Below are 17,625 nucleotides of genomic sequence, written 5' to 3'. Positions count from 1 at the left end.
CATTCCAGTGGATAAGTCGCGACATATGCGTGTAACACCGGAGACATGGGCCTATACGGCTCGTTTGTGACTCGCGAGTAACAAGCCGCGTTATCGAGAAATCAGATAACGTGTTCTTATGCGTACCACGCACGGCTCCATCGCCGCGCCGTCCAGCGACTCCGAGGGGACCATGGAGAGCCACCCCACGCCGGGCGGGCACAGCGTCCGTACGCGCAGCCAGCACCAACGCCGCAAGCGCATCGTCCAGGCCGCGGCGGCGCTGGCCTCACGCGGCGGGGTCGAGGCCATGCAGATGCGCACGGTGGCCGAGCGCGCGGGCGTGGCGCTCGGCACGCTCTACCGCTACTTCCCGTCCAAGATGGACCTCGTCGTGGCGGTGGTCGGCGAGGAGATCGACCTGCTGGAGAGCAGCATCGAGCGCCGCCCGCCCGGTGCCGCCACCGCCTCCAGCCGCGCGGTCGACGTGCTCATGCGGGCCACCCGGGGGCTGATGCGCGAGCCGGAGCTGGCCGACGCCCTCATCCGGTCGCTGATCATGGCCGAGGTCCAGACCCCGTTCGGCGACCGCATGACGGGGCTGCTGCTGCGCGTCTCGGCCGAGGGGCTGACGCTGGAGCAGGCCAGCGAGGAGCAACTGGACCTCGCGGGGTCGCTGGCCAGCGTGTGGGTTCAGGAGCTGCTGGAGATGCTGCGGGGGCGGCGCACCTACGACCAGATCCAGCGGCGCATCGAGACGGCCGCCGCGCGGCTGCTCGCCGACATCTAGGCGCCGACCCGAAACGTGCGGCGCCGGCCGCCGCGGCCCAATCTTTACGCATGTTGGCCTTCGGGCCACTCGCGGCGACGGGTGCCCGGCCAGCAGGCTGAGGCGTATGAAGATGAAGGCGATCAGCCAGGACACGCTGGGCGGTCCTGAGGTGTTGCGGATGGTCGAGGTGGACAGGCCGGTCCCCGGTCCGACCGAGGTGCTCGTGCGGGTCGAGGCGGCCGGGCTCAACCCGACGGACTGGAAGACCCGCGCGAGCGGCGGGCTCGAGCGGATGACGCCGCCGTTCGTCCTGGGATACGACGTCTCGGGCGTGGTCGAGGACGCGGGCGTCGGCCAGGCGCTCTACCGGCCGGGCGACGAGGTGTTCGGCATGCTGAAGTACCCGCAGGGGCACGGGGCCTTCGCCGAGTACGTGACCGCGCCGTCCCGGCACTTCGTCCGCAAGCCGGCCGCCCTGGACCACGTGCGGGCGGCCGCGATCCCGCTCGCCGGGCTGACCGCCTGGCAGGCCCTCGTGGACGTGGCCGGGCTGAAGGCGGGGCAGCGCGTGCTCGTCCACGCCGCCGCCGGCGGGGTGGGCCACCTGGCGGTGCAGATCGCCAAGGCGCGCGGCGCGTACGTGATCGGCACGGCCGGCGCCGCCAAGCACGACTTCCTGCGCGGCCTGGGCGCCGACGAGCTGGTCGACTATCGCAGCGTGGATTTCGCCGAGACCGTACGCGACGTGGACGTGGTGCTCGAGAGCATCGGCGGCGACTACGGCCGGCGCTCGCTGCGCACCCTGCGCCCCGGCGGGACGATCGTCTCGCTCGCCCTGAGCCTGGTCGACCCGGACCTGCACGCCTGTGCGGCGGAGCTGGGCCTGCGCTCGGAGACCATGCTGGTCGAGCCGGACCACGCCGCGATGCGGGCGCTGGCGGCCCTCGCGGAGGCGGGCCGGCTGCGGGTGGAGATCGCCGCCGCGCTGCCGCTCGCCGAGGCCGTCAAGGCGCACGAGCTGGGCGAGACGAACCGCACCACCGGCAAGATCGTCCTCACCGTCCCGCACTGAGGCCGTGTTGGGCCCGCGCCGGGCCCTGTCCGGGACGCCCCCGCGGCACCGGACAGGGCCCGTTCGTCAACGGGATCGCCTTAATTGACCTGCGGGAGGTCAAAAACTCATCGATCTGTCGGTGGCGGCGTCTATACAAGGGGTATGACCGACAAGCCGACAAATGAGGACTTCCTCCGGCTGGCTGATCCGATGCGACGCGAGCTGCTCGCGCACTGCTATCGCATGATGGGCTCCGTGCACGACGCCGAGGACCTCGTCCAGGAGACATACCTCCGCGCGTGGCGGGCCTACGACGGCTTCGAAGGGCGCTCCTCACTGCGTACGTGGCTCTACCGCATCGCCACCACCACGTGCCTGACCGCGCTCGACAGCCGTAACAAGCGCCCGCTGCCGACCGGGCTGGGCGCGCCCAGCATCGAGGCGAGCGCTCCTCTGGTGCAGAACAACGAGGTACCGTGGCTGGAGCCGGTCCCCGACGCCCTGGCGGGCGTGGGGGCCGACGATCCGGCCTCGATCGTGGCCTCGCGCGAGAGCATCAGGCTCGCGCTCATCGCCGCGCTGCAGCACCTGCCGCCCCGGCAGCGGGCGGTGCTGATCCTGCGCGACGTGCTCAAGTGGAAGGCCTCCGAGGTGGCCGAGGCGGTCGGCACCTCCACGGCGGCCGTCAACAGCGCCCTCCAGCGGGCCCGCGCCCAGCTCGACGAGGTGTCGCCGAGCCTCGACGACCCGGTCGAGCCGCTGTCGTCCGAGCAGCGGGCCCAGCTCGACCGCTACGTGGCGGCGTTCGAGAACTACGACGTCGACGCTCTGGTCGACCTGTTCACCAAGGACGCGGTCTGGGAGATGCCGCCGTTCGTGGGCTGGTACCAGGGGCCGGAGACGATCGCCGAGCTCACCAGGACGCAGTGCCCGGCCCAGGCCGCCGGCGATCTCAAGCTGGTGCCCACGGCGGCGAACGGGCAGCCGGCCTTCGCCGTCTACTTCCGCGAGGACGGGGTCTACCACCAGTTCGCGCTCATGGTGCTGACGTTCGGCGGCGACCGGATCAGCCATGTCGGCATGTTCTTCGAGCCGAGTCTGTTCGAGACGTTCGGGCTGCCGTCGACGCTGGAGGGTTCCGCGACAAAGTAGAACGCGTTACAGTCGCGCCAGAGCATCGTTCTGGAGGCGACCATGGGCACACCGGTGATCGTCGAGGCCGTACGCACCCCGATCGGCAAGCGGGCGGGCTGGCTGTCCGCCCTGAAACCGCAACAGGTTCTGGCGGCGGCCTTGAACGGCCTCGTCGATCGGGCGGAGCTCGATCCGGCGGTGGTGGATCAGGTGTTCGCCGGGTGCGTGACCCAGGCGGGCGAGCAGGGCGGGCACGTCGGGCGCCACTCGTGGCTGTACGCCGGGCTGCCGTACCAGACCGGGGTCACCACCGTCGACGCCCAGTGCGGGTCGTCGCAGCAGGCGGTGCACCTGGCGGCGGCGATGATCGCGGCGGGGGTGATCGAGGCCGGCGTCGGGTGCGGGGTCGAGGTCATGAGCCGGGCGCCGCTGGGCAGCAACGTGCTGCCCGCCAGGCCGAAGCCGGACGACTGGAGCATCGACCTGCCCGACCAGTTCACCGCCGCCGAGCGGATCGCGCGGCGGCGCGGGCTGACGCGGGAGCGGCTCGACTGGTTCGGGGCGCGGTCCCAGCGGCTGGCGGCCAAGGCGTGGGCCGACGAGCGGTTCGAACGGGAGATCGTGCCCATCGGTGACGTGCACAGGGACCAGGGGTTGCGCGAGACCACCGCCGAGGGCCTGGCCGGGCTGAAGCCGGTGGTGGAGGGCGGGCTGCACACGGCCGGCACCTCGTCGCAGATCTCCGACGGCGCGGCGGCCGTGCTGGTGATGAGCGAGGCGGCGGCGCGGCGGCACGGGTTGCGGCCCCGGGCGCGGATCCTGGCGCAGGCGCTGGTCGGGGCGGAGCCGTACTACCACCTCGACGGGCCCGTGGAGGCGACGGCCAAGGTGCTGGCGGCGGCCGGCATGACGATCGGCGACCTCGACAGGTTCGAGGTGAACGAGGCGTTCGCGTCGGTCGTGCTGTCGTGGGCGAGCGTGCACGGGCCCGACTTCGACCGGGTCAACGTCAACGGTGGCGCGATCGCGCTCGGCCACCCGGTGGGCGCCACGGGCGCGCGGCTGATCACCACGGCGCTGCACGAGCTGGAGCGCTCCGACTCGGCGACCGCGCTCGTCACGATGTGCGCCGGTGGGGCGCTGTCCACGGCCACGATTCTGGAACGCATCGGTTGAGCACGTATTCGGTTCCTGCCCGTGCCGCTCCTACACGCCGGGCAGTCACTCGATCGGGGGGCACATGAAGAGCAGGCGCAGGCCGTACGCGGAGCAGCGTCCACAGGACCTCGGCGGCGGGGTGTGGAGCGTGCCTGTGCCGATCCCGGGCAACCCCCTGGGATACACGCTCGTCTACGCCGTCGAGTCGCCCAGGGGCCCCGTGCTGGTCGACGCCGGCTGGAACCATCCGGACGCCTGGGAGGCGCTCAGCGGCGGGCTGGCGGCGCTGGGGCTCGACGTGAGCGCGGTGAGCGGTGTGGTCGTCACCCATTTCCATCCCGACCACGCCGGGCTCGCCGGGCAGGTGCGCGAGGCGTCCGGCGCCTGGATCGCCATGCACGAGAACGACGCGGCGCTGGTCAAGCTGATGACCGAATACGCGGCCAGCGAGCACGACGAGTTCCAGACCGACATGCTCAGGCGGGCGGGCGCCGACCCGGGCGAGGTCAGGCAGGTCCTGGGCGCCCGTCCCGCCCCACCCGCCCTGCCCGACCGCAGGCTGCGCGACGGCGACCTGGTGGACCTGCCGGGGCGCAAGCTGCGCGCCGTGCACACCCCCGGCCACACGCCCGGCCACATCTGCCTGCACCTGGAGGACGCCGACCGGCTGTTCACCGGCGACCACGTGCTGCCCGACATCACCCCGCACGTCGGCATCTACCCCTATGACCGGGTCGACGTCGATCCGCTGGGCGAGTTCCTGGAGTCGCTGGAGCGCGTCGAGGAGCTGGGACCACTGGACGCCTTGCCCGCCCATGAATGGATATTTCCCGATGTTGCCGCACGCGCGGCCCAGATCCGCCACCATCACGAGGAGAAACTCGTACGGCTGCGCGCCCTCCTGGTCCAGCGGCCGCAACCGCTGACCATTTGGGAGGTCGCCGCGATGATGACGTGGAACAGGCCGTGGGACGAGCTGTCCCCCGTGCTGAGAGGCATGGCGGCGGGCGAGGCGGCGGCCCACCTGCGCGCCCTGGAGGCCAGAGGTCTGGTTCATCGCCTCGCAGGTGTCGATCCCGTCCGCTTCCAGGCCATAGACTCCTAGACATCCGATGTCTAGGGAGAGAAGCGTGGCGGTCACTGACGCGGCCATTGACAAGATCAAGCAGATGATCGTCTCCGGCGAGCTGGCCCCAGGAGACCGGCTGCCGAAGGAGGCTGACCTGGCCGAACGCCTGGGCCTGTCCCGCAACTCGCTGCGCGAGGCCGTCCGTGCGCTGTCGCTGATCAACGTGCTCGACGTCCGCCAGGGCGACGGCACGTATGTCACCAGCCTGGAGCCCCGCCTGCTGCTGGACACCATGTCGTTCGTGCTCGACCTGCACCGTGACGACACGGTGCTGCAGTTCTTCGAGGTCCGGCGCATCCTCGAACCGGCCGCCACCGCCATGGCCACCGAGCTGATGAGCGACGCGGACATCGCGGAGCTGCGGGTGATCCTCGACTCGCTGCCCGAGCGGCCCACGGTGGAGGAGCTGGTGGCCAACGACCTGCAGTTCCACCAGCGGATCGCACAGGGTTCGGGCAACAGTGTGCTGTGCTCGTTCATCGAGAGCCTGTCGGGGCCGACCACCCGGGCCCGCATCTGGCGGGGGCTCACGCAGGAGGGGGCGATGGAGAAGACGCGCGAGCAGCACACCGCGATCTACGACGCCATCGCCGCCCGGCAGGCCGACGTGGCCCGCTCCTGGGCGACCGTGCACGTGGCGGGCGTGGAGTCGTGGCTGCGCAAGGCGCTGGAGCTGGACTGATCACCAGGGGCGGGCGCCGCCCCGCCCGCTGAGGAGGACGCCGGACGAGCGGAACCTCATCCGGCGCCTCCCCGACCCCGCCGCGCCACGATCCCGAGAGGGCGCGGCGACCTCTGACACACACGTCGGACGACTACCCCAGCGCGGCCTTGAGCAGGTTGAACGAGATCGGCGGGAGCACGGCCTTGAGCCGGTCGCCCTCGATCACGGCCCCGTCGAGGGCGCGCGGCTCGACCCGCCGGGGCTCCCGCTCGGTGTTGCGGGCGGTGGGGTCGGCGTCGGCGACCGTGACGTGGGAGATGTCCGCCGCCTTCGGCAGACCGCGCAGGTCGATCTCCAGGGGCAGCGGCTCGTCGCCGCGGTTCACCGCGAAGACCGACAACCGCCGCTCGTCGTCGAGCGTCGCGGCGGCGGCCAGGACGGGCACCTCGCCGAACCGCTCGGTCGCCATGGCCGGGGCCGTGGCCTGGACGCGCAGCACCCGGCCGCGGGCGTGGGCGGCGGTGAGGGCGAACGGGTGGAAGATCGTCTGGCGCCAGGCGGGGCCGCCGGCCTCGGTGCGGATCGGGGCGATCACGTTGGCGAGCTGCGCCTGGCAGGCGATGCCGACCCGGTCGGCGTGGTTGAGCAGGGTGATGAGCAGGCTGCCGACGACGGCCGCGCCGGCCACGTCGTACTCCTCCTCGATGATGCGCGGCGCGTGCGCCCAGTCGAGGCTGGCCTCGCCGTGGAACAGGCTCTGTGACCAGACGTTCCACTCGTCGAAGGAGACCTTGAGCCGCTTGCGGCTGCCGAGCTTGGCGGCCACGTGGTCGGCGGTGGAGATCACGTCGTGGATCTGCCGCTCCATCTCCACGGCCGAGGCCAGGTAGCTCGCCCGGTCGCCGGCCACGGCGTCGTAGTAGGCGTGCGTGGAGATGTAGTCGACCTGGTCGTAGCAGTGCTCGAGGACCGTCGCCTCCCAGGAGCCGAACGTGGGCATCCGCGGGTTGGAGCTGCCGCAGGCCACGAGCTCGATGCCGGGGTCGACGCGGCGCATGGCCTTGGCGGTCTCGAACGCCAGCCTGCCGTACTCCTCCGCGGTCTTCCCGCCGATCTGCCAGGGGCCGTCCATCTCGTTGCCCAGGCACCAGACCTTGATCCCGTACGGCTCGCGCATCCCGTGCTTGATCCGCAGGTCGGACCAGCGTGTGCCGCCCGGGTAGTTGGTGTATTCGAGCAGGTCACGCGCCTCGCGTACGCCGCGGGTGCCCAGGTTGACCGCCATCACGGGCTCGGCGTCCACCTCGCGCAGCCAGGTCATGAACTCGGCGAGCCCGAACGCGTTCGTCTCGATCTGCCGCCAGGCGAGGTCGAGCCGGGTGGGCCGCTCGGCGACCGGGCCGACGCCGTCCTCCCAGTCGTAGTTGGAGACGAAGTTGCCGCCCGGGTAGCGCACGGCGCTGACGCCCATCTCCCGCGTCAGCTCGACGACGTCGCGGCGCAGCCCGTCGCCGTCCGCCTCGGGGTGGCCGGGCTCGAACACGCCCGTGTAGACGCAGCGCCCCATGTGCTCGACGAACGATCCGAACAGCCGCCGTTCGACCGGCCCCACCTCGAACGCCGGATCGAGCGTGAGCTTGGCGGATCCCATGGACAGTCCTCCTTTGTTGGCCCTGATCATCTATACATCGTTGTATTCAACGTTGTAAAGCAGCTAATACACTTTGTCTCCATGGACAAACCTCGCGTCGGCCTGAAGGACGTGGCCCGTCTGGCCGGCGTCTCGGTGAAGACCGTCTCCAACGTCGTCAACGGCTACGTCCACGTCACCCCGGCCACGCGCACCCGGGTCCAGGCGGCCATCCAGGAGCTCAACTACCGGCCCAACCTGTCGGCCAGGAACCTGCGGCAGGGCCGGACCGGGATCATCGCGCTGGCGGTGCCCGAGCTGGACATCCCCTACTTCGCCGAGCTGGCCCATTTCGTGGTGGCGTGCGCGGAGGAGCGGGGGCTGACCGTGCTGATCGACCAGACCGGAGCCTCGCGCGAGCGCGAGCAGCTCGTCGCCGAGGGTTTCCGCGCCCACCTGATCGACGGCCTGATCTTCAGCCCGCTCGCGCTCACCGCCGAGGACCTGGCGGCCCGCATGGACGACACGCCGATGGTGCTGCTGGGCGAGCGGGTGTCCGAGGGGCCCGCCGACCACATCGTGGTGGACAACGTGGCCGCCGCCAGGGAGGCGACGCTGCACCTGGCCTCGCTCGGCCGCCGCCGCATCGCGGCGATCGGGGCGCAGGACGACGTCGCGGCGGAGACGTCCCGGCTGCGCCTGGCGGGCTACCACCGGGCCCTGGAGGAGGCCGGGCTGCCCGCGGACGACCGGCTGGTGGTCTACGTGGAGGCCTACCACCGGGCCGACGGGGCGCGGGCGATGGCCACGCTGCTGGACGCCGGGCAGCGCCCCGACGCGGTCTTCTGCTTCAACGACCCGCTGGCCCTGGGCGCCCTGCGGACCCTGCTGGAGCGGGGCCACACGGTGCCCGGCGACGTGGCGCTGGCGGGCTTCGACGACATCGAGGACGGCAGATACAGCACGCCGACCCTCACCACGGTCTCCCCCGACAAGCAGGCGATCGCGAGCCAGGCCGTGGACCTGCTGGTGGACCGCATGGCGAAGGGGTCGCAGGCCGGGGCCAGGGAGATCTATGTGCCGTACAAGCTGGTGATCCGGGAGAGCACGAACGGGTAGTACGGGTTCTGTGTCCGACAAACTAGAGCGATATCGGAGCAAACGCGACCCAGAACGTACCCCTGAGCCCGTCCCCGACGCCCCCTCCTCCTCCCCCGGCGGCGACGCGTTCGTCATCCAGGAGCACCACGCGCGGTCGCTGCACTGGGACCTGCGCCTCGAACGCGACGGCGTCCTGGTCTCCTGGGCCGTCCCCAAGGGCCTGCCGGCCGACCCCGGCACCAACCACCTGGCCGTGCACACCGAGGACCATCCGATGGAATACCTCACCTTCCACGGCGAGATCCCGCGGGGCGAGTACGGCGGCGGCACCATGACCATCTGGGACTCCGGCACGTACGAGACGGAGAAGTGGTCGGATCGCGAGGTCAAGTTCGTCCTGCGCGGCGAGCGGGCCACGGGCCGGTTCGTGCTCTTCCGGACGCGGGGCAAGAACTGGATGATCCACCGCATGGGCGGCGCGGTCCGCGACCCGTTCCCGGCGCTGGAGCCCATGCTGCCGACCGAGCGCGCCCGGCCGCCGAAGGACGTCCCGGCCTACGCCTTCGAGTTCGCGTGGGGCGGCCGGCGCCTGGTGGTGCCCATCGACGGAGGCCGTACGGAGGCCGCCAGGGAGCATCCGTGGCTGCGGGGGCTGGCCGAGTCGTTCGGCAGCCGTACGGCGGTGCTGGACGGCGAGCTGGCCACCCTGGGCGGCGCGGAGATCCTCCTCTTCTACGACCTGCTGTACGACGACGGGCGCTCGCTGACCGGGGAGCCGTACACGGTGCGGCGGGCGGCGCTGGAGGCGCTGGAGCTGGGCGGCGCCCACTGGCAGACGGCGCCCTCGTGGCCCGGGGAGGCGGAGCCGGTGCGCCAGGCGGCCAGGGAGCAGGGGCTGCCGGGGGTGGTGGCCAAACGGCTGGACTCGCCGTACGAGCCGGGGCCGTCCAAGTCCTGGCTGTTCATCCCGGCGTGACCGGCCATGCGGTGCACCGGGGAGATCGGCTGAGGGATACTCGTGCCGTGCTGATCACCGGAATCTCCCCCGACACCGACCCCCTCGGCGCCGAGCTGCTCGCCCTGCAACACGCCTCCTACACGGTCGAGGCCGAGATCATCGACGACGACCGGATCCCGCCGCTGCACGAGAGCCTCGAAGAGCTGCGGGCACAGCCGCTCCTGTGGCTCGGCGCGACGGACGAGGACGACCGGCTGGTGGGGGCCGTGGCATGGGAGGAGACGGCCGGTGAGGTGGATCTCAACCGGCTGGTCGTGCATCCGTCGGCGCTGCGGCAGGGCATCGGGCGGGCCCTGGTCAAGGAGGTCATGGCCAGGGCCGCCGGGCGGCGGGTGGTGGTGTCCACCGGGCGGGACAACGCGCCCGCGCGCAGGCTCTACGAGCGGCTCGGGTTCGTGGCCGCCGGCGAGGTCGAGGTGATCCCGGGGCTGTGGCTGGCGAACTACACCTACCCCGGGGCCTGAGACAGCCGCCTACCCCAGGGCCTGCAGCAGCTCCTCCGCCTCCAGTTCCGCCCACAGCGCGTCGGGCACCGGCCGCGACCACAGGGCGGCGTTGGCGACGACCTCCTGGGGCGCGCGGGCGCCCAGCACGACCGTGGCGATCGCCGGGTGGCGCAGCGGGAAGGCCATGGCGGCCTGCGGCAGCGTGACGCCGTGCCGCTCGCACACCGCCGCGATCCGCCGCGCCCGCTCCACCATCGGCTCCGGCGCGGGCTGGTAGTTGTAGGTCCCCGCGGGTTCGCCCGTGGCCAGCAGGCCGCTGTTGAAGACCCCGGCCGCCAGCACCCGCACCCCGCGCTTGACGCACTCCTCCAGGAGCGGCAGGCCCGACTGGTCGAGCAGGGTGTAGCGGCCCGCGAGCATGACGACGTCGATGTCGGTCTCCTGGACGAAGCGCAGCGGCGCCTGCCACTGGTTCATCCCGACGCCGATCGCGCGTACGGAGCCTTCGGCCCGCGCCTCGGCCAGCGCCGGGTACGCCTGCTCGATCGCCTGCTCCACATGGTCGTCGGGGTCGTGGATGAGCGCGATGTCGATGGCCGGCAGCCCGAGCCTGGCCAGCGACTCCGCCAGCGACCTGCGTACGCCGTCGCGGGAGAAGTCCCACACCCGCTCGAGGTCGGCGGGCACGTCGAAGCCCTCGCCGTCCCGGCGGCCACCCGAGGAGGCGGGCACCAGCAGGCGGCCGACCTTCGTGGACAGCACGTAGCCGGAGCGGCCGGCGAGGGCGGCGCCCAGGCGGCGTTCCGACAGGCCGAGGCCGTAGTGGGGCGCGGTGTCGTACAGGCGGACCCCTTGGTCCCAGGCGGCGTCGATCGTGGCGCGCGCCTGCTCCTCCGGGACCTCCTCGAACAGGTTGCCGATCGGCGCGCCGCCGAATCCGCGACGGGGTAGTTCGATGCGTTCCATCAATCTTGAGCCTTTCCGCCGGCTATTCGGCTGATCATGAGGGCGATGAGGATGATCGCGCCGTAGATGACCGGCTGCCAGAAGCCCGAGACGCCGATGAGCGTGAGGATGTTCTGCACCAGGCCGATGACCAGGACTCCGGTGAGTGCGCCCAGGATCGTGCCTTTCCCGCCGTCCATGCTGACGCCGCCGATGACGGCCGCCGCGAACACCATGAAGATCCAGCCGACGCCCTGGTTGTTGCCGATTGCCCCGAGACGCCCGGTTTCGAGGATACCGGCCAGCGCCGCGAGCGTCCCACCCAGGATGAACACGCCGTAGAGCACCCGGTCCACCCGGATGCCGGCGGCGCGGGCGGCGTCGGTGTTGCCGCCGATCGCGTAGAGGGCGCGGCCGATCCTGAGGTAGCCGAGGCCGAAGATGCCGACCGCGAACAGCACGCCGGCGATCCAGATGGCCGCCGGGAGGCCGAGCCACATGGCGCTGCCCAGGTAGAGGATCGAGTCGGGGAGCTGGAAGAGGGTCTTGCCCTCGGTCGGCCCCTGGAGGAAGCCGTGCACGATGATCAGCATGGCCAGCGTGACGATGAACGCCGAGAGCTGGAACCTGATGATCAGGAAGCCGTTGAACGCGCCGATGGCCGCCCCGATGAGCAGGGCGAACGGGATCACCAGCGCTCCGGGCAGCCCGATGCCGAACCCGCCCGCCGCCACCGGGACCACCAGCATCACCGCGATCGCGGGCGCGGTGCCGACCGTGGACTCCAGCGACAGGTCGAACTTGCCGGCGATCAGGATCATCGCCTCGGCCAGCACGAGGAGCGAGATCGCCGCCTGCTGCTGCAGCACGTTCGTCAGGTTGCCCGGCGTCAGGAAGGTCGGGTCCAGGAACGCGCCCACGACCAGCAGGATCACGATCACCGGCACCAGCGTCAGATCACGGAACCTGGCCAGCCGCATCCGGGGGGCGGACGCCGTCAAAGTGGTCAATCTTCCATGCCTTCCATCACGGCCACGAGCTCGTGGTCGGTCCACCCACGTGGCATGTCCTTCACGACCCTGCCGTGGAACATCACCAGCACCCGGTCGCAGATCCGCAGGTCGTCGAGCTCGTCGGAGACCACCACGGCCCCCGCTCCCCGCCCGACCGCGTCCTCCACGGCGCCGAGCAGGGCCTGCTTGGCCTTGACGTCGATGCCCGCCGTCGGGTTGATGACGACCAGGACGGTCGGGTCGTCCACGAGCGCCCTGGCGAACACCACCTTCTGCGCGTTGCCTCCGGACAGGTCACCGACCGGCTGATCAGGCCCTTCCGTCTTGATGTCCAGATTTGCGATCATTTCCTGGGCCTTGGCCCGGCGCCTGGCCGGGAAGACCAGGCCGTACCGGCCCAGCTTGCGGGCGATCGGGAACGTGGCGTTCTCCCCGACCGAGAGCATCGGCACGAAGCCCTCGTGGTGGCGGTCCTCGGGGACGAAGCCGAGCCCGGCCCGCAGGGCGGCGGGCACGTCGCCGGGCCTGACCCTGGCGCCGTTGACCGTGACCGTGCCCGTGTCGGCCCTGCGCAGGCCGACGAGGGTCTCGGCCAGGCCGACCTTGCCGCTGCTGGCGGAGCCCGCCAGGCCGACGACTTCGCCCGATTTAACGGAAATATCGACATTCGCGTAGCGGCCGGTCAGCGTGAGGCCCTCGCCTGCCAGCACGACCGCGTCACCGGGGGTGCGGGAGCGGGACTCGTACGCCTGCGTGGCCTCCCCCGTCATCGCGGCGACCAGCTCGTCGTGCGGGAGGTCGGCGACCGCCCTGGTGGCGATGTGGCGGGCGTCGCGGAAGACCGTGACGCTCTGGCAGATCTCGTAGACCTCGTCGAGGTGGTGGGAGATGTACATCATGGTGACACCCTGCTCGCGCAGCGAGCGCATACGGGCGAACAGCCGCTCGATGGCCGGGCCGTCGAGCCGGGCGGTGGGCTCGTCGAGGATGATGAACCTGGCGCCGAACGACAGTGCTCTGGCGATCTCCACGAGCTGCCGCTGCTCGACGCTCAGGTCTCCGGCCAGTGCCCGCGCGTCCACGTCCACCTCGTACGTGTCCAGCACCTCACGTGCCCGGCCCCGCAGCGCCCGCCAGTTGATCGTGCCCCCGGCCGACTGGCGGTTGAGGAACAGGTTCTCGGCCACCGTCAGCGCCGGGATGATCGTGGACTTCTGGTAGACGCAGGCGACGCGCTGCCGCCAGGCGTCGCGGTCGGCGAGTGCGGGCGCGGCCTGTCCCGAGAACCGCACCTCGCCCTCGTCCGGCCGCTGGAGCCCGGTGAGGATCGACACGAGGGTGGACTTCCCCGCGCCGTTCCTGCCGACCAGGGCGTGGGTCTCGCCCTCGGCTATCGCGATCTCCGCGCCGTTGAGCGCGGTGGTCGGGCCGAAGCGTTTCACCACGTTTCGGGCTTCAACGTGAATGTTCATTACTTGACCTGGTTGCCCCAGAGACTCTTGTCATCCACGTTCTCCTTGGTCACGAGCGGCGCGGGGAGCTGGTCCTCCAGGCCGTTCGGGAGCTGGATGATCGTGCTGCCGTGGTCTGTGGGGCCCGCCTTGAACGACTTGCCCTCGGCCGCGGCCTTGGCGTAGTAGAGGGCGTACTTGGCGTACAGGTCGGCGGGCTGCGACACCGTGGCGTCGATGTCGCCCTTGCGGATCGACTCGAACTCCTGCGGGATGCCGTCGTTCGAGATCACGAAGACGTGCTTGGGGTCCTCCGGCGGGACCAGCAGGCCCTTCTGCTTGAGCACCTGCAGCGTCGGGGCCAGGTGGACGCCTCCGGCGTGCAGATAGATGCCCTTGATGTCCGGGTTCTGCTCCAGGCGGGTCTGCAGCATGGAGGCCGCCTTGCTGCCCTCCCACTCGGTCGGCTCGCTGAACACCGTGATGCCGGGGAACTTGCTCTGCATGCACTCCAGGAACGCCTCCGACCTGTCACGGCCGTTGATCGAGCTGAGCGCGCCCTGGAGCTGCACGACCTTGCCCTTGCCACCGAGTTTCTCACCGAGGAACTCGCACGCCTTGGTGCCGTACGCGCGGTTGTCCGCGCGTACGACCATGTAGACCTTGCCCTTGTCCGGACGGGTGTCGACGGTCACGACGGGGATCTTCTTGTTCTCGAGCTGCTGCAACGTGTTGGCGATGGCGCCGGTGTCCTGCGGGGCCATGACGACCACCTTGGCGCCCTGGCCGATCAGCGCCTGCACGTTGTTGACCAGCTTGGCCACGTCGTTCTGCGAGTTCGTGGCGGGCATGAGGTCCACCTTGAGCTCGCCGGCCATCTGAGGGACGTACTTGATGTAGGAGTTCCAGAAGTCGGAGTCGGCCCGGGGGTGGTCGATGCCGACCTTTCCGCCGCCGCCTCCTCCCTCCGCCGTCGTTCCTGAGCCGGTCGTTCCTGAGCCACACGCGGTGACGACCGCTAAGAGGGCCGCTCCCGCGACCGCCCGTCCGAACATCATGGGGGGGTAACCTTCCTTAGTTGGTTGGCCGGAGCCGGAGCCCCTGCATCCCTCCGTCGACCGCGAGCGCGGTCCCGGTGGTCGCACCGGCCTCCGGGGAGGCGAGGTAGGCGATCGCCGCGGCGACCTCCTCCGCGCTGACCAGGCGGCCCATCGGCTGCCTGGCGTTGAGCGCCGCCCGCTCGGCCTCGGGGTCGCCGGCCGAGTCGAGCAGCCGCGCCACCCACGGGGTGTCCGCGGTGCCCGGGTTGACGCAGTTGACCCGGATGCCCTCGCGAATGTGATCGGCGGCCATGGCGAGCGTCAGCGACAGCACCGCACCCTTGGTGGCGCTGTAGAGCGCCCGCTGCGGCAGCCCGGCGGTGGCGGCGATCGAGCAGGTGTTGACGATCGCCGCGTGCTCGGACCTCCTCAGGTACGGCAGCGCCGCCCGCGCCACCCGGACCATGCCGAGCACGTTGACGTCGAACACCTTGTGCCACTCACTGTCCGGGTTGTCCTCGATGGTGCCCTGCGCCCCGATGCCCGCGTTGTTGACCAGCACATCGATGCCGCCCAGCCGCTCGGCGGCCTCGGCCACCGCGGCCCGCACCCCGGCGTCGTCGGTGACGTCGGCCTTGATCCCGACGAAGGGCTCGCCGGGCGGGTTGAGGTCGAGGCAGGCGACCGTCATGCCCCGCGCGGCCAGCGCGGTGGCCGCCGCCAGCCCGATACCGGAACCTCCGCCGGTCACGACCGCTTTCAGGCTCATGCCTCGTCCTTCCATGCCTCGCCGCCGGGGAAGGTGTGGGCGGCGATCGACTCCGCGTGCATCTCCGCGCTGAACCCCGGCACGGACGGGGCGACGTAACGGCCGTTGCTGATGACGACCGGGTCGACGAAGTGCTCGTGGAGGTGGTCCACGTACTCGATCACGCGGTTGTCCATCGAGCCGGTGACCGCCACGTAGTCGAACATCGACAGGTGCTGCACCAGCTCGCACAGCCCGACGCCGCCCGCGTGCGGGCAGACCGGGAGACCGAACTTGGCCGCGAGCAGCAGGATCGCCAGGTTCTCGTTGACCCCGCCGACGCGCGCCGAGTCGATCTGCACGTAGGAGATGGCCTCGGCCTGCAGAAGCTGCTTGAACACGATCCGGTTCTGTACGTGCTCGCCCGTGGCCACCGGAATGGGATGAATCCCCCGGGCGATGGCGGCGTGGCCCAGCACGTCGTCCGGGCTGGTCGGCTCCTCGACCCAGTGCGGGTTGAACTCGCGCAGCGCGTTGATCCACTCGATGCCCGAGCCGACGTCCCAGCGCTGGTTGGCGTCGATCGCGATCGGGAAGTCGGCCCCGCACACCTCGCGGGCCACCCTGAACCGGCGCTTGTCGTCCTCGAGATCGGCGCCGACCTTGAGCTTGATCTGCCCGAACCCCTGGTCGAGCGCCTCCTTGCAGAGCCGCCGCAACTTTTCGTCGTCGTAGCCGAGCCAGCCCGGAGAGGTCGTGTAGGCGGGGTAGCCGTTCTCGATCAGATACGCGATCCGCTCCGCCTTGCCCTCTTCTGCGGCCTTCAGGATCTCGAGCGCCTCGTCCTTCGTCAGGGCGTCACTCAGATAGCGGAAGTCGATGAGGTCGACGATCTCCTCGGGCGACATCTCCGACAGCAACCGCCACAACGGCAGGCCCGCCCGCTTGGCCTTGAGATCCCACAGGGCGTTGACCACGGCGGAGATCGCCATGTGCATGACGCCCTTCTCCGGCCCCAGCCACCGCAACTGCGAGTCGTTGACCATGTCCCGGTAGAGGGCGCCGAGGTCTTCGACGTCCTTGCCGACCACGTACGACTCCAGCGCGCTGATGGCCGTGGTCTGGATGTCGTTCCCGCGCCCGATCGTGAACGCGAACCCGTGCCCCTCGTGGCCGTCGTCGGTCTTGAGCACGACGTACGCGGCGGAGTAGTCGGGGTCGGGGTTCATCGCGTCGGAGCCGTCGAGCTCGCGCGAGGTCGGAAACCGCACGTCGCGCGTCTCCATCCCGATGATCCGGTACGCCGGCGCTCCCGTTCCCGTCATGCCTGCCCCACTGTCTGCTTCTGCCGCCCCAGCCCCTCGATCTCGAGCTCCACCACGTCACCCGCACGCAGGTACGGCTGGCCCGGCATGCCCATCGCGACTCCGGCCGGGGTGCCGGTGTTGATCACGTCGCCGGGTTCGAGCACCATGAACTGGCTCAGATACCGGACGATCTCCGCCACATCGAAGATCATGTTCTTGGTGTCACCGTCCTGGCGCAGCTCCCCGTTGACCCAGAGCCTCAGAGACAGGTTCTGCGGATCGCCCACCTCGTCGGCCGTCACGAGCCACGGGCCGATCGGGTTGAACGTCTCACAGGACTTGCCCTTGTCCCACTGCCCGCCGCGCTCAAGCTGGAACTCCCGCTCGGAGACGTCGTTGGAGATGGCGTACCCGGCGATCACCCCGAGCGCCTCCTCCCGGCTGCCCAGATAGCGGGCCTCCTGGCCGATGACGACGGCCAGCTCCACTTCCCAGTCCGTCTTCACACTGCCTCGGGGCACCAGCACCTCGTCGTACGGGCCGACCATGGTGTTGGCGGCCTTCATGAAGACGACGGGCTCGGCCGGCACCTCGGCGCCGGACTCGGCGGCGTGGTCGCTGTAGTTCAGGCCGATGCAGACGATCTTCCCCGGACGCACGATCGGCGCCCCGACCCGCAGCCCTTCGGCCTCGACGACGGGCAAGTCGCCTCGCCCGAGCGCGTCGCGGACACGCGCCACTCCCCCAGAGGCGAGGAAAGCACCGTCAATCTCGGGCTCCCCGATGTCGCGCAGGTTTCCGGCATCATCCAGCACCACCGGTCGTTCCTGGCCGACAGGTCCTACTCGCAGCAGCTTCACACCGCATCCTTCATCTATACATCGGATGTCTTATCTCCCGATGCTCGTGCGCGCGGGCGGAGTGTGTCAAGGCCGCGAGCAGGGATACCTCCGATCTGCGACCTCGAAATACACCTCTTCGAGAAGTTGATTGTCTGTGAACCGAGTTAACCGGTCCGACGGCTTTACCACATGAT

17 protein-coding genes are annotated in these 17,625 nt (G+C 70.5%); 9 read left to right on the top strand and 8 right to left on the bottom strand.

All coding sequences use genetic code 11. From position 1 onward, the window contains the following. Nucleotides 1-172 precede the first annotated feature (172 nt). From AB0I15_RS00285 to AB0I15_RS00260, 6 genes are all read left to right on the top strand, one after another. Nucleotides 173-769 carry a TetR family transcriptional regulator gene (locus tag AB0I15_RS00285; RefSeq protein ID WP_358088743.1) on the top strand — a complete coding sequence of 199 codons (597 nt, stop codon included), beginning with the start codon at nt 173-175 and terminating at the stop codon, nt 767-769. A 112-nt stretch (nt 770-881) separates the two neighbouring features. After that, the gene (locus AB0I15_RS00280; RefSeq protein ID WP_358088740.1) at nt 882-1,823 is read left to right on the top strand and encodes an NADP-dependent oxidoreductase; all 942 of its coding nucleotides are present in this window, start codon (nt 882-884) and stop codon (nt 1,821-1,823) included. Between the two features lie 144 nt (nt 1,824-1,967). Next, complete coding sequence (locus AB0I15_RS00275; RefSeq protein ID WP_358087702.1) at nt 1,968-2,957, top strand: sigma-70 family RNA polymerase sigma factor; 990 nt, start codon at nt 1,968-1,970, stop codon at nt 2,955-2,957. Nucleotides 2,958-2,999: 42 nt separating this feature from the next. Then, on the top strand, nt 3,000-4,115 hold the full coding sequence (locus tag AB0I15_RS00270) for a steroid 3-ketoacyl-CoA thiolase (RefSeq protein WP_358087699.1): 1,116 nt from the start codon (nt 3,000-3,002) through the stop codon (nt 4,113-4,115). A gap of 64 nt (nt 4,116-4,179) precedes the next feature. Then, a complete protein-coding gene (locus tag AB0I15_RS00265) occupies nt 4,180-5,202 on the top strand; it encodes an MBL fold metallo-hydrolase (protein WP_358087696.1) in 1,023 nt (340 codons plus the stop codon). Nucleotides 5,203-5,227: 25 nt separating this feature from the next. Then, nucleotides 5,228-5,908 carry a FadR/GntR family transcriptional regulator gene (locus tag AB0I15_RS00260; RefSeq protein WP_358087693.1) on the top strand — a complete coding sequence of 227 codons (681 nt, stop codon included), beginning with the start codon at nt 5,228-5,230 and terminating at the stop codon, nt 5,906-5,908. 133 nt (nt 5,909-6,041) lie between these two features. On the opposite strand, the gene AB0I15_RS00255 is transcribed toward AB0I15_RS00260, so the two are convergent. Next, entirely contained in the window at nt 6,042-7,541 is a 1,500-nt protein-coding gene (locus tag AB0I15_RS00255; protein WP_358087691.1) for an alpha-N-arabinofuranosidase, read from the bottom strand. A gap of 81 nt (nt 7,542-7,622) precedes the next feature. Between AB0I15_RS00255 and AB0I15_RS00250 the strand changes: the two genes are divergently transcribed. The 3 genes from AB0I15_RS00250 to AB0I15_RS00240 are packed head-to-tail and all read left to right on the top strand — an operon-like array spanning nt 7,623 to nt 10,103. Further along, complete coding sequence (locus AB0I15_RS00250) at nt 7,623-8,639, top strand: LacI family DNA-binding transcriptional regulator (RefSeq protein WP_358087687.1); 1,017 nt, start codon at nt 7,623-7,625, stop codon at nt 8,637-8,639. A 10-nt stretch (nt 8,640-8,649) separates the two neighbouring features. Continuing rightward, nucleotides 8,650-9,597, top strand: coding sequence for a DNA polymerase ligase N-terminal domain-containing protein (locus tag AB0I15_RS00245; protein ID WP_358087685.1), 948 nt, complete (start codon nt 8,650-8,652; stop codon nt 9,595-9,597). Between the two features lie 47 nt (nt 9,598-9,644). After that, a complete protein-coding gene (locus AB0I15_RS00240; protein ID WP_358087683.1) occupies nt 9,645-10,103 on the top strand; it encodes a GNAT family N-acetyltransferase in 459 nt (152 codons plus the stop codon). A gap of 9 nt (nt 10,104-10,112) precedes the next feature. On the opposite strand, the gene AB0I15_RS00235 is transcribed toward AB0I15_RS00240, so the two are convergent. The 7 genes from AB0I15_RS00235 to AB0I15_RS00205 are packed head-to-tail and all read right to left on the bottom strand — an operon-like array spanning nt 10,113 to nt 17,449. Next, nucleotides 10,113-11,051 (bottom strand): aldo/keto reductase, encoded by a 939-nt coding sequence (locus AB0I15_RS00235; RefSeq protein WP_358087680.1) that lies wholly within the window; start codon nt 11,049-11,051, stop codon nt 10,113-10,115. After that, nucleotides 11,051-12,031: an ABC transporter permease gene (locus AB0I15_RS00230; protein WP_358087678.1), complete on the bottom strand. Its 981-nt coding sequence runs from the start codon at nt 12,029-12,031 to the stop codon at nt 11,051-11,053. Before AB0I15_RS00230 ends, AB0I15_RS00235 begins: the two co-directional genes overlap by 1 nt. Nucleotides 12,032-12,036: 5 nt before the next feature. Next, nucleotides 12,037-13,488 (bottom strand): sugar ABC transporter ATP-binding protein, encoded by a 1,452-nt coding sequence (locus tag AB0I15_RS00225; RefSeq protein WP_358087676.1) that lies wholly within the window; start codon nt 13,486-13,488, stop codon nt 12,037-12,039. Between the two features lie 26 nt (nt 13,489-13,514). Then, entirely contained in the window at nt 13,515-14,552 is a 1,038-nt protein-coding gene (locus AB0I15_RS00220) for a sugar ABC transporter substrate-binding protein (RefSeq protein ID WP_358087673.1), read from the bottom strand. A 16-nt stretch (nt 14,553-14,568) separates the two neighbouring features. After that, nucleotides 14,569-15,303 carry an SDR family oxidoreductase gene (locus AB0I15_RS00215; protein WP_358087671.1) on the bottom strand — a complete coding sequence of 245 codons (735 nt, stop codon included), beginning with the start codon at nt 15,301-15,303 and terminating at the stop codon, nt 14,569-14,571. Next, nucleotides 15,300-16,607 (bottom strand): L-fuconate dehydratase, encoded by a 1,308-nt coding sequence (locus AB0I15_RS00210; protein WP_358087669.1) that lies wholly within the window; start codon nt 16,605-16,607, stop codon nt 15,300-15,302. The genes AB0I15_RS00215 and AB0I15_RS00210 overlap by 4 nt, the downstream gene beginning before the upstream one ends. Then, nucleotides 16,604-17,449: a fumarylacetoacetate hydrolase family protein gene (locus AB0I15_RS00205; RefSeq protein ID WP_358087666.1), complete on the bottom strand. Its 846-nt coding sequence runs from the start codon at nt 17,447-17,449 to the stop codon at nt 16,604-16,606. Before AB0I15_RS00205 ends, AB0I15_RS00210 begins: the two co-directional genes overlap by 4 nt. Nucleotides 17,450-17,625: the final 176 nt, after the last annotated feature.

This window comes from Nonomuraea sp. NPDC050643, from assembly GCF_040654715.1.
Lineage (GTDB): Bacteria > Actinomycetota > Actinomycetes > Streptosporangiales > Streptosporangiaceae > Nonomuraea.
The sequence above is the reverse complement of the archived record's forward strand: the minus strand, read 5'-3'. Positions and strand labels throughout refer to the sequence as shown.

Excerpts from the sequence above, each read along its gene's own strand:
- AB0I15_RS00285 (WP_358088743.1), top strand. The coding sequence starts at position 173 with ATGGAGAGCCACCCCACGCCGGGCGGGCACAGCGTCCGTACGCGCAGC.
- AB0I15_RS00280 (WP_358088740.1), top strand. The coding sequence starts at position 882 with ATGAAGGCGATCAGCCAGGACACGCTGGGCGGTCCTGAGGTGTTGCGG.
- AB0I15_RS00275 (WP_358087702.1), top strand. The coding sequence starts at position 1,968 with ATGACCGACAAGCCGACAAATGAGGACTTCCTCCGGCTGGCTGATCCG.
- AB0I15_RS00270 (WP_358087699.1), top strand. The coding sequence starts at position 3,000 with ATGGGCACACCGGTGATCGTCGAGGCCGTACGCACCCCGATCGGCAAG.
- AB0I15_RS00265 (WP_358087696.1), top strand. The coding sequence starts at position 4,180 with ATGAAGAGCAGGCGCAGGCCGTACGCGGAGCAGCGTCCACAGGACCTC.
- AB0I15_RS00255 (WP_358087691.1), bottom strand. The coding sequence starts at position 7,541 with ATGGGATCCGCCAAGCTCACGCTCGATCCGGCGTTCGAGGTGGGGCCG.
- AB0I15_RS00250 (WP_358087687.1), top strand. The coding sequence starts at position 7,623 with ATGGACAAACCTCGCGTCGGCCTGAAGGACGTGGCCCGTCTGGCCGGC.
- AB0I15_RS00235 (WP_358087680.1), bottom strand. The coding sequence starts at position 11,051 with ATGGAACGCATCGAACTACCCCGTCGCGGATTCGGCGGCGCGCCGATC.
- AB0I15_RS00220 (WP_358087673.1), bottom strand. The coding sequence starts at position 14,552 with ATGATGTTCGGACGGGCGGTCGCGGGAGCGGCCCTCTTAGCGGTCGTC.
- AB0I15_RS00215 (WP_358087671.1), bottom strand. The coding sequence starts at position 15,303 with ATGAGCCTGAAAGCGGTCGTGACCGGCGGAGGTTCCGGTATCGGGCTG.
- AB0I15_RS00210 (WP_358087669.1), bottom strand. The coding sequence starts at position 16,607 with ATGACGGGAACGGGAGCGCCGGCGTACCGGATCATCGGGATGGAGACG.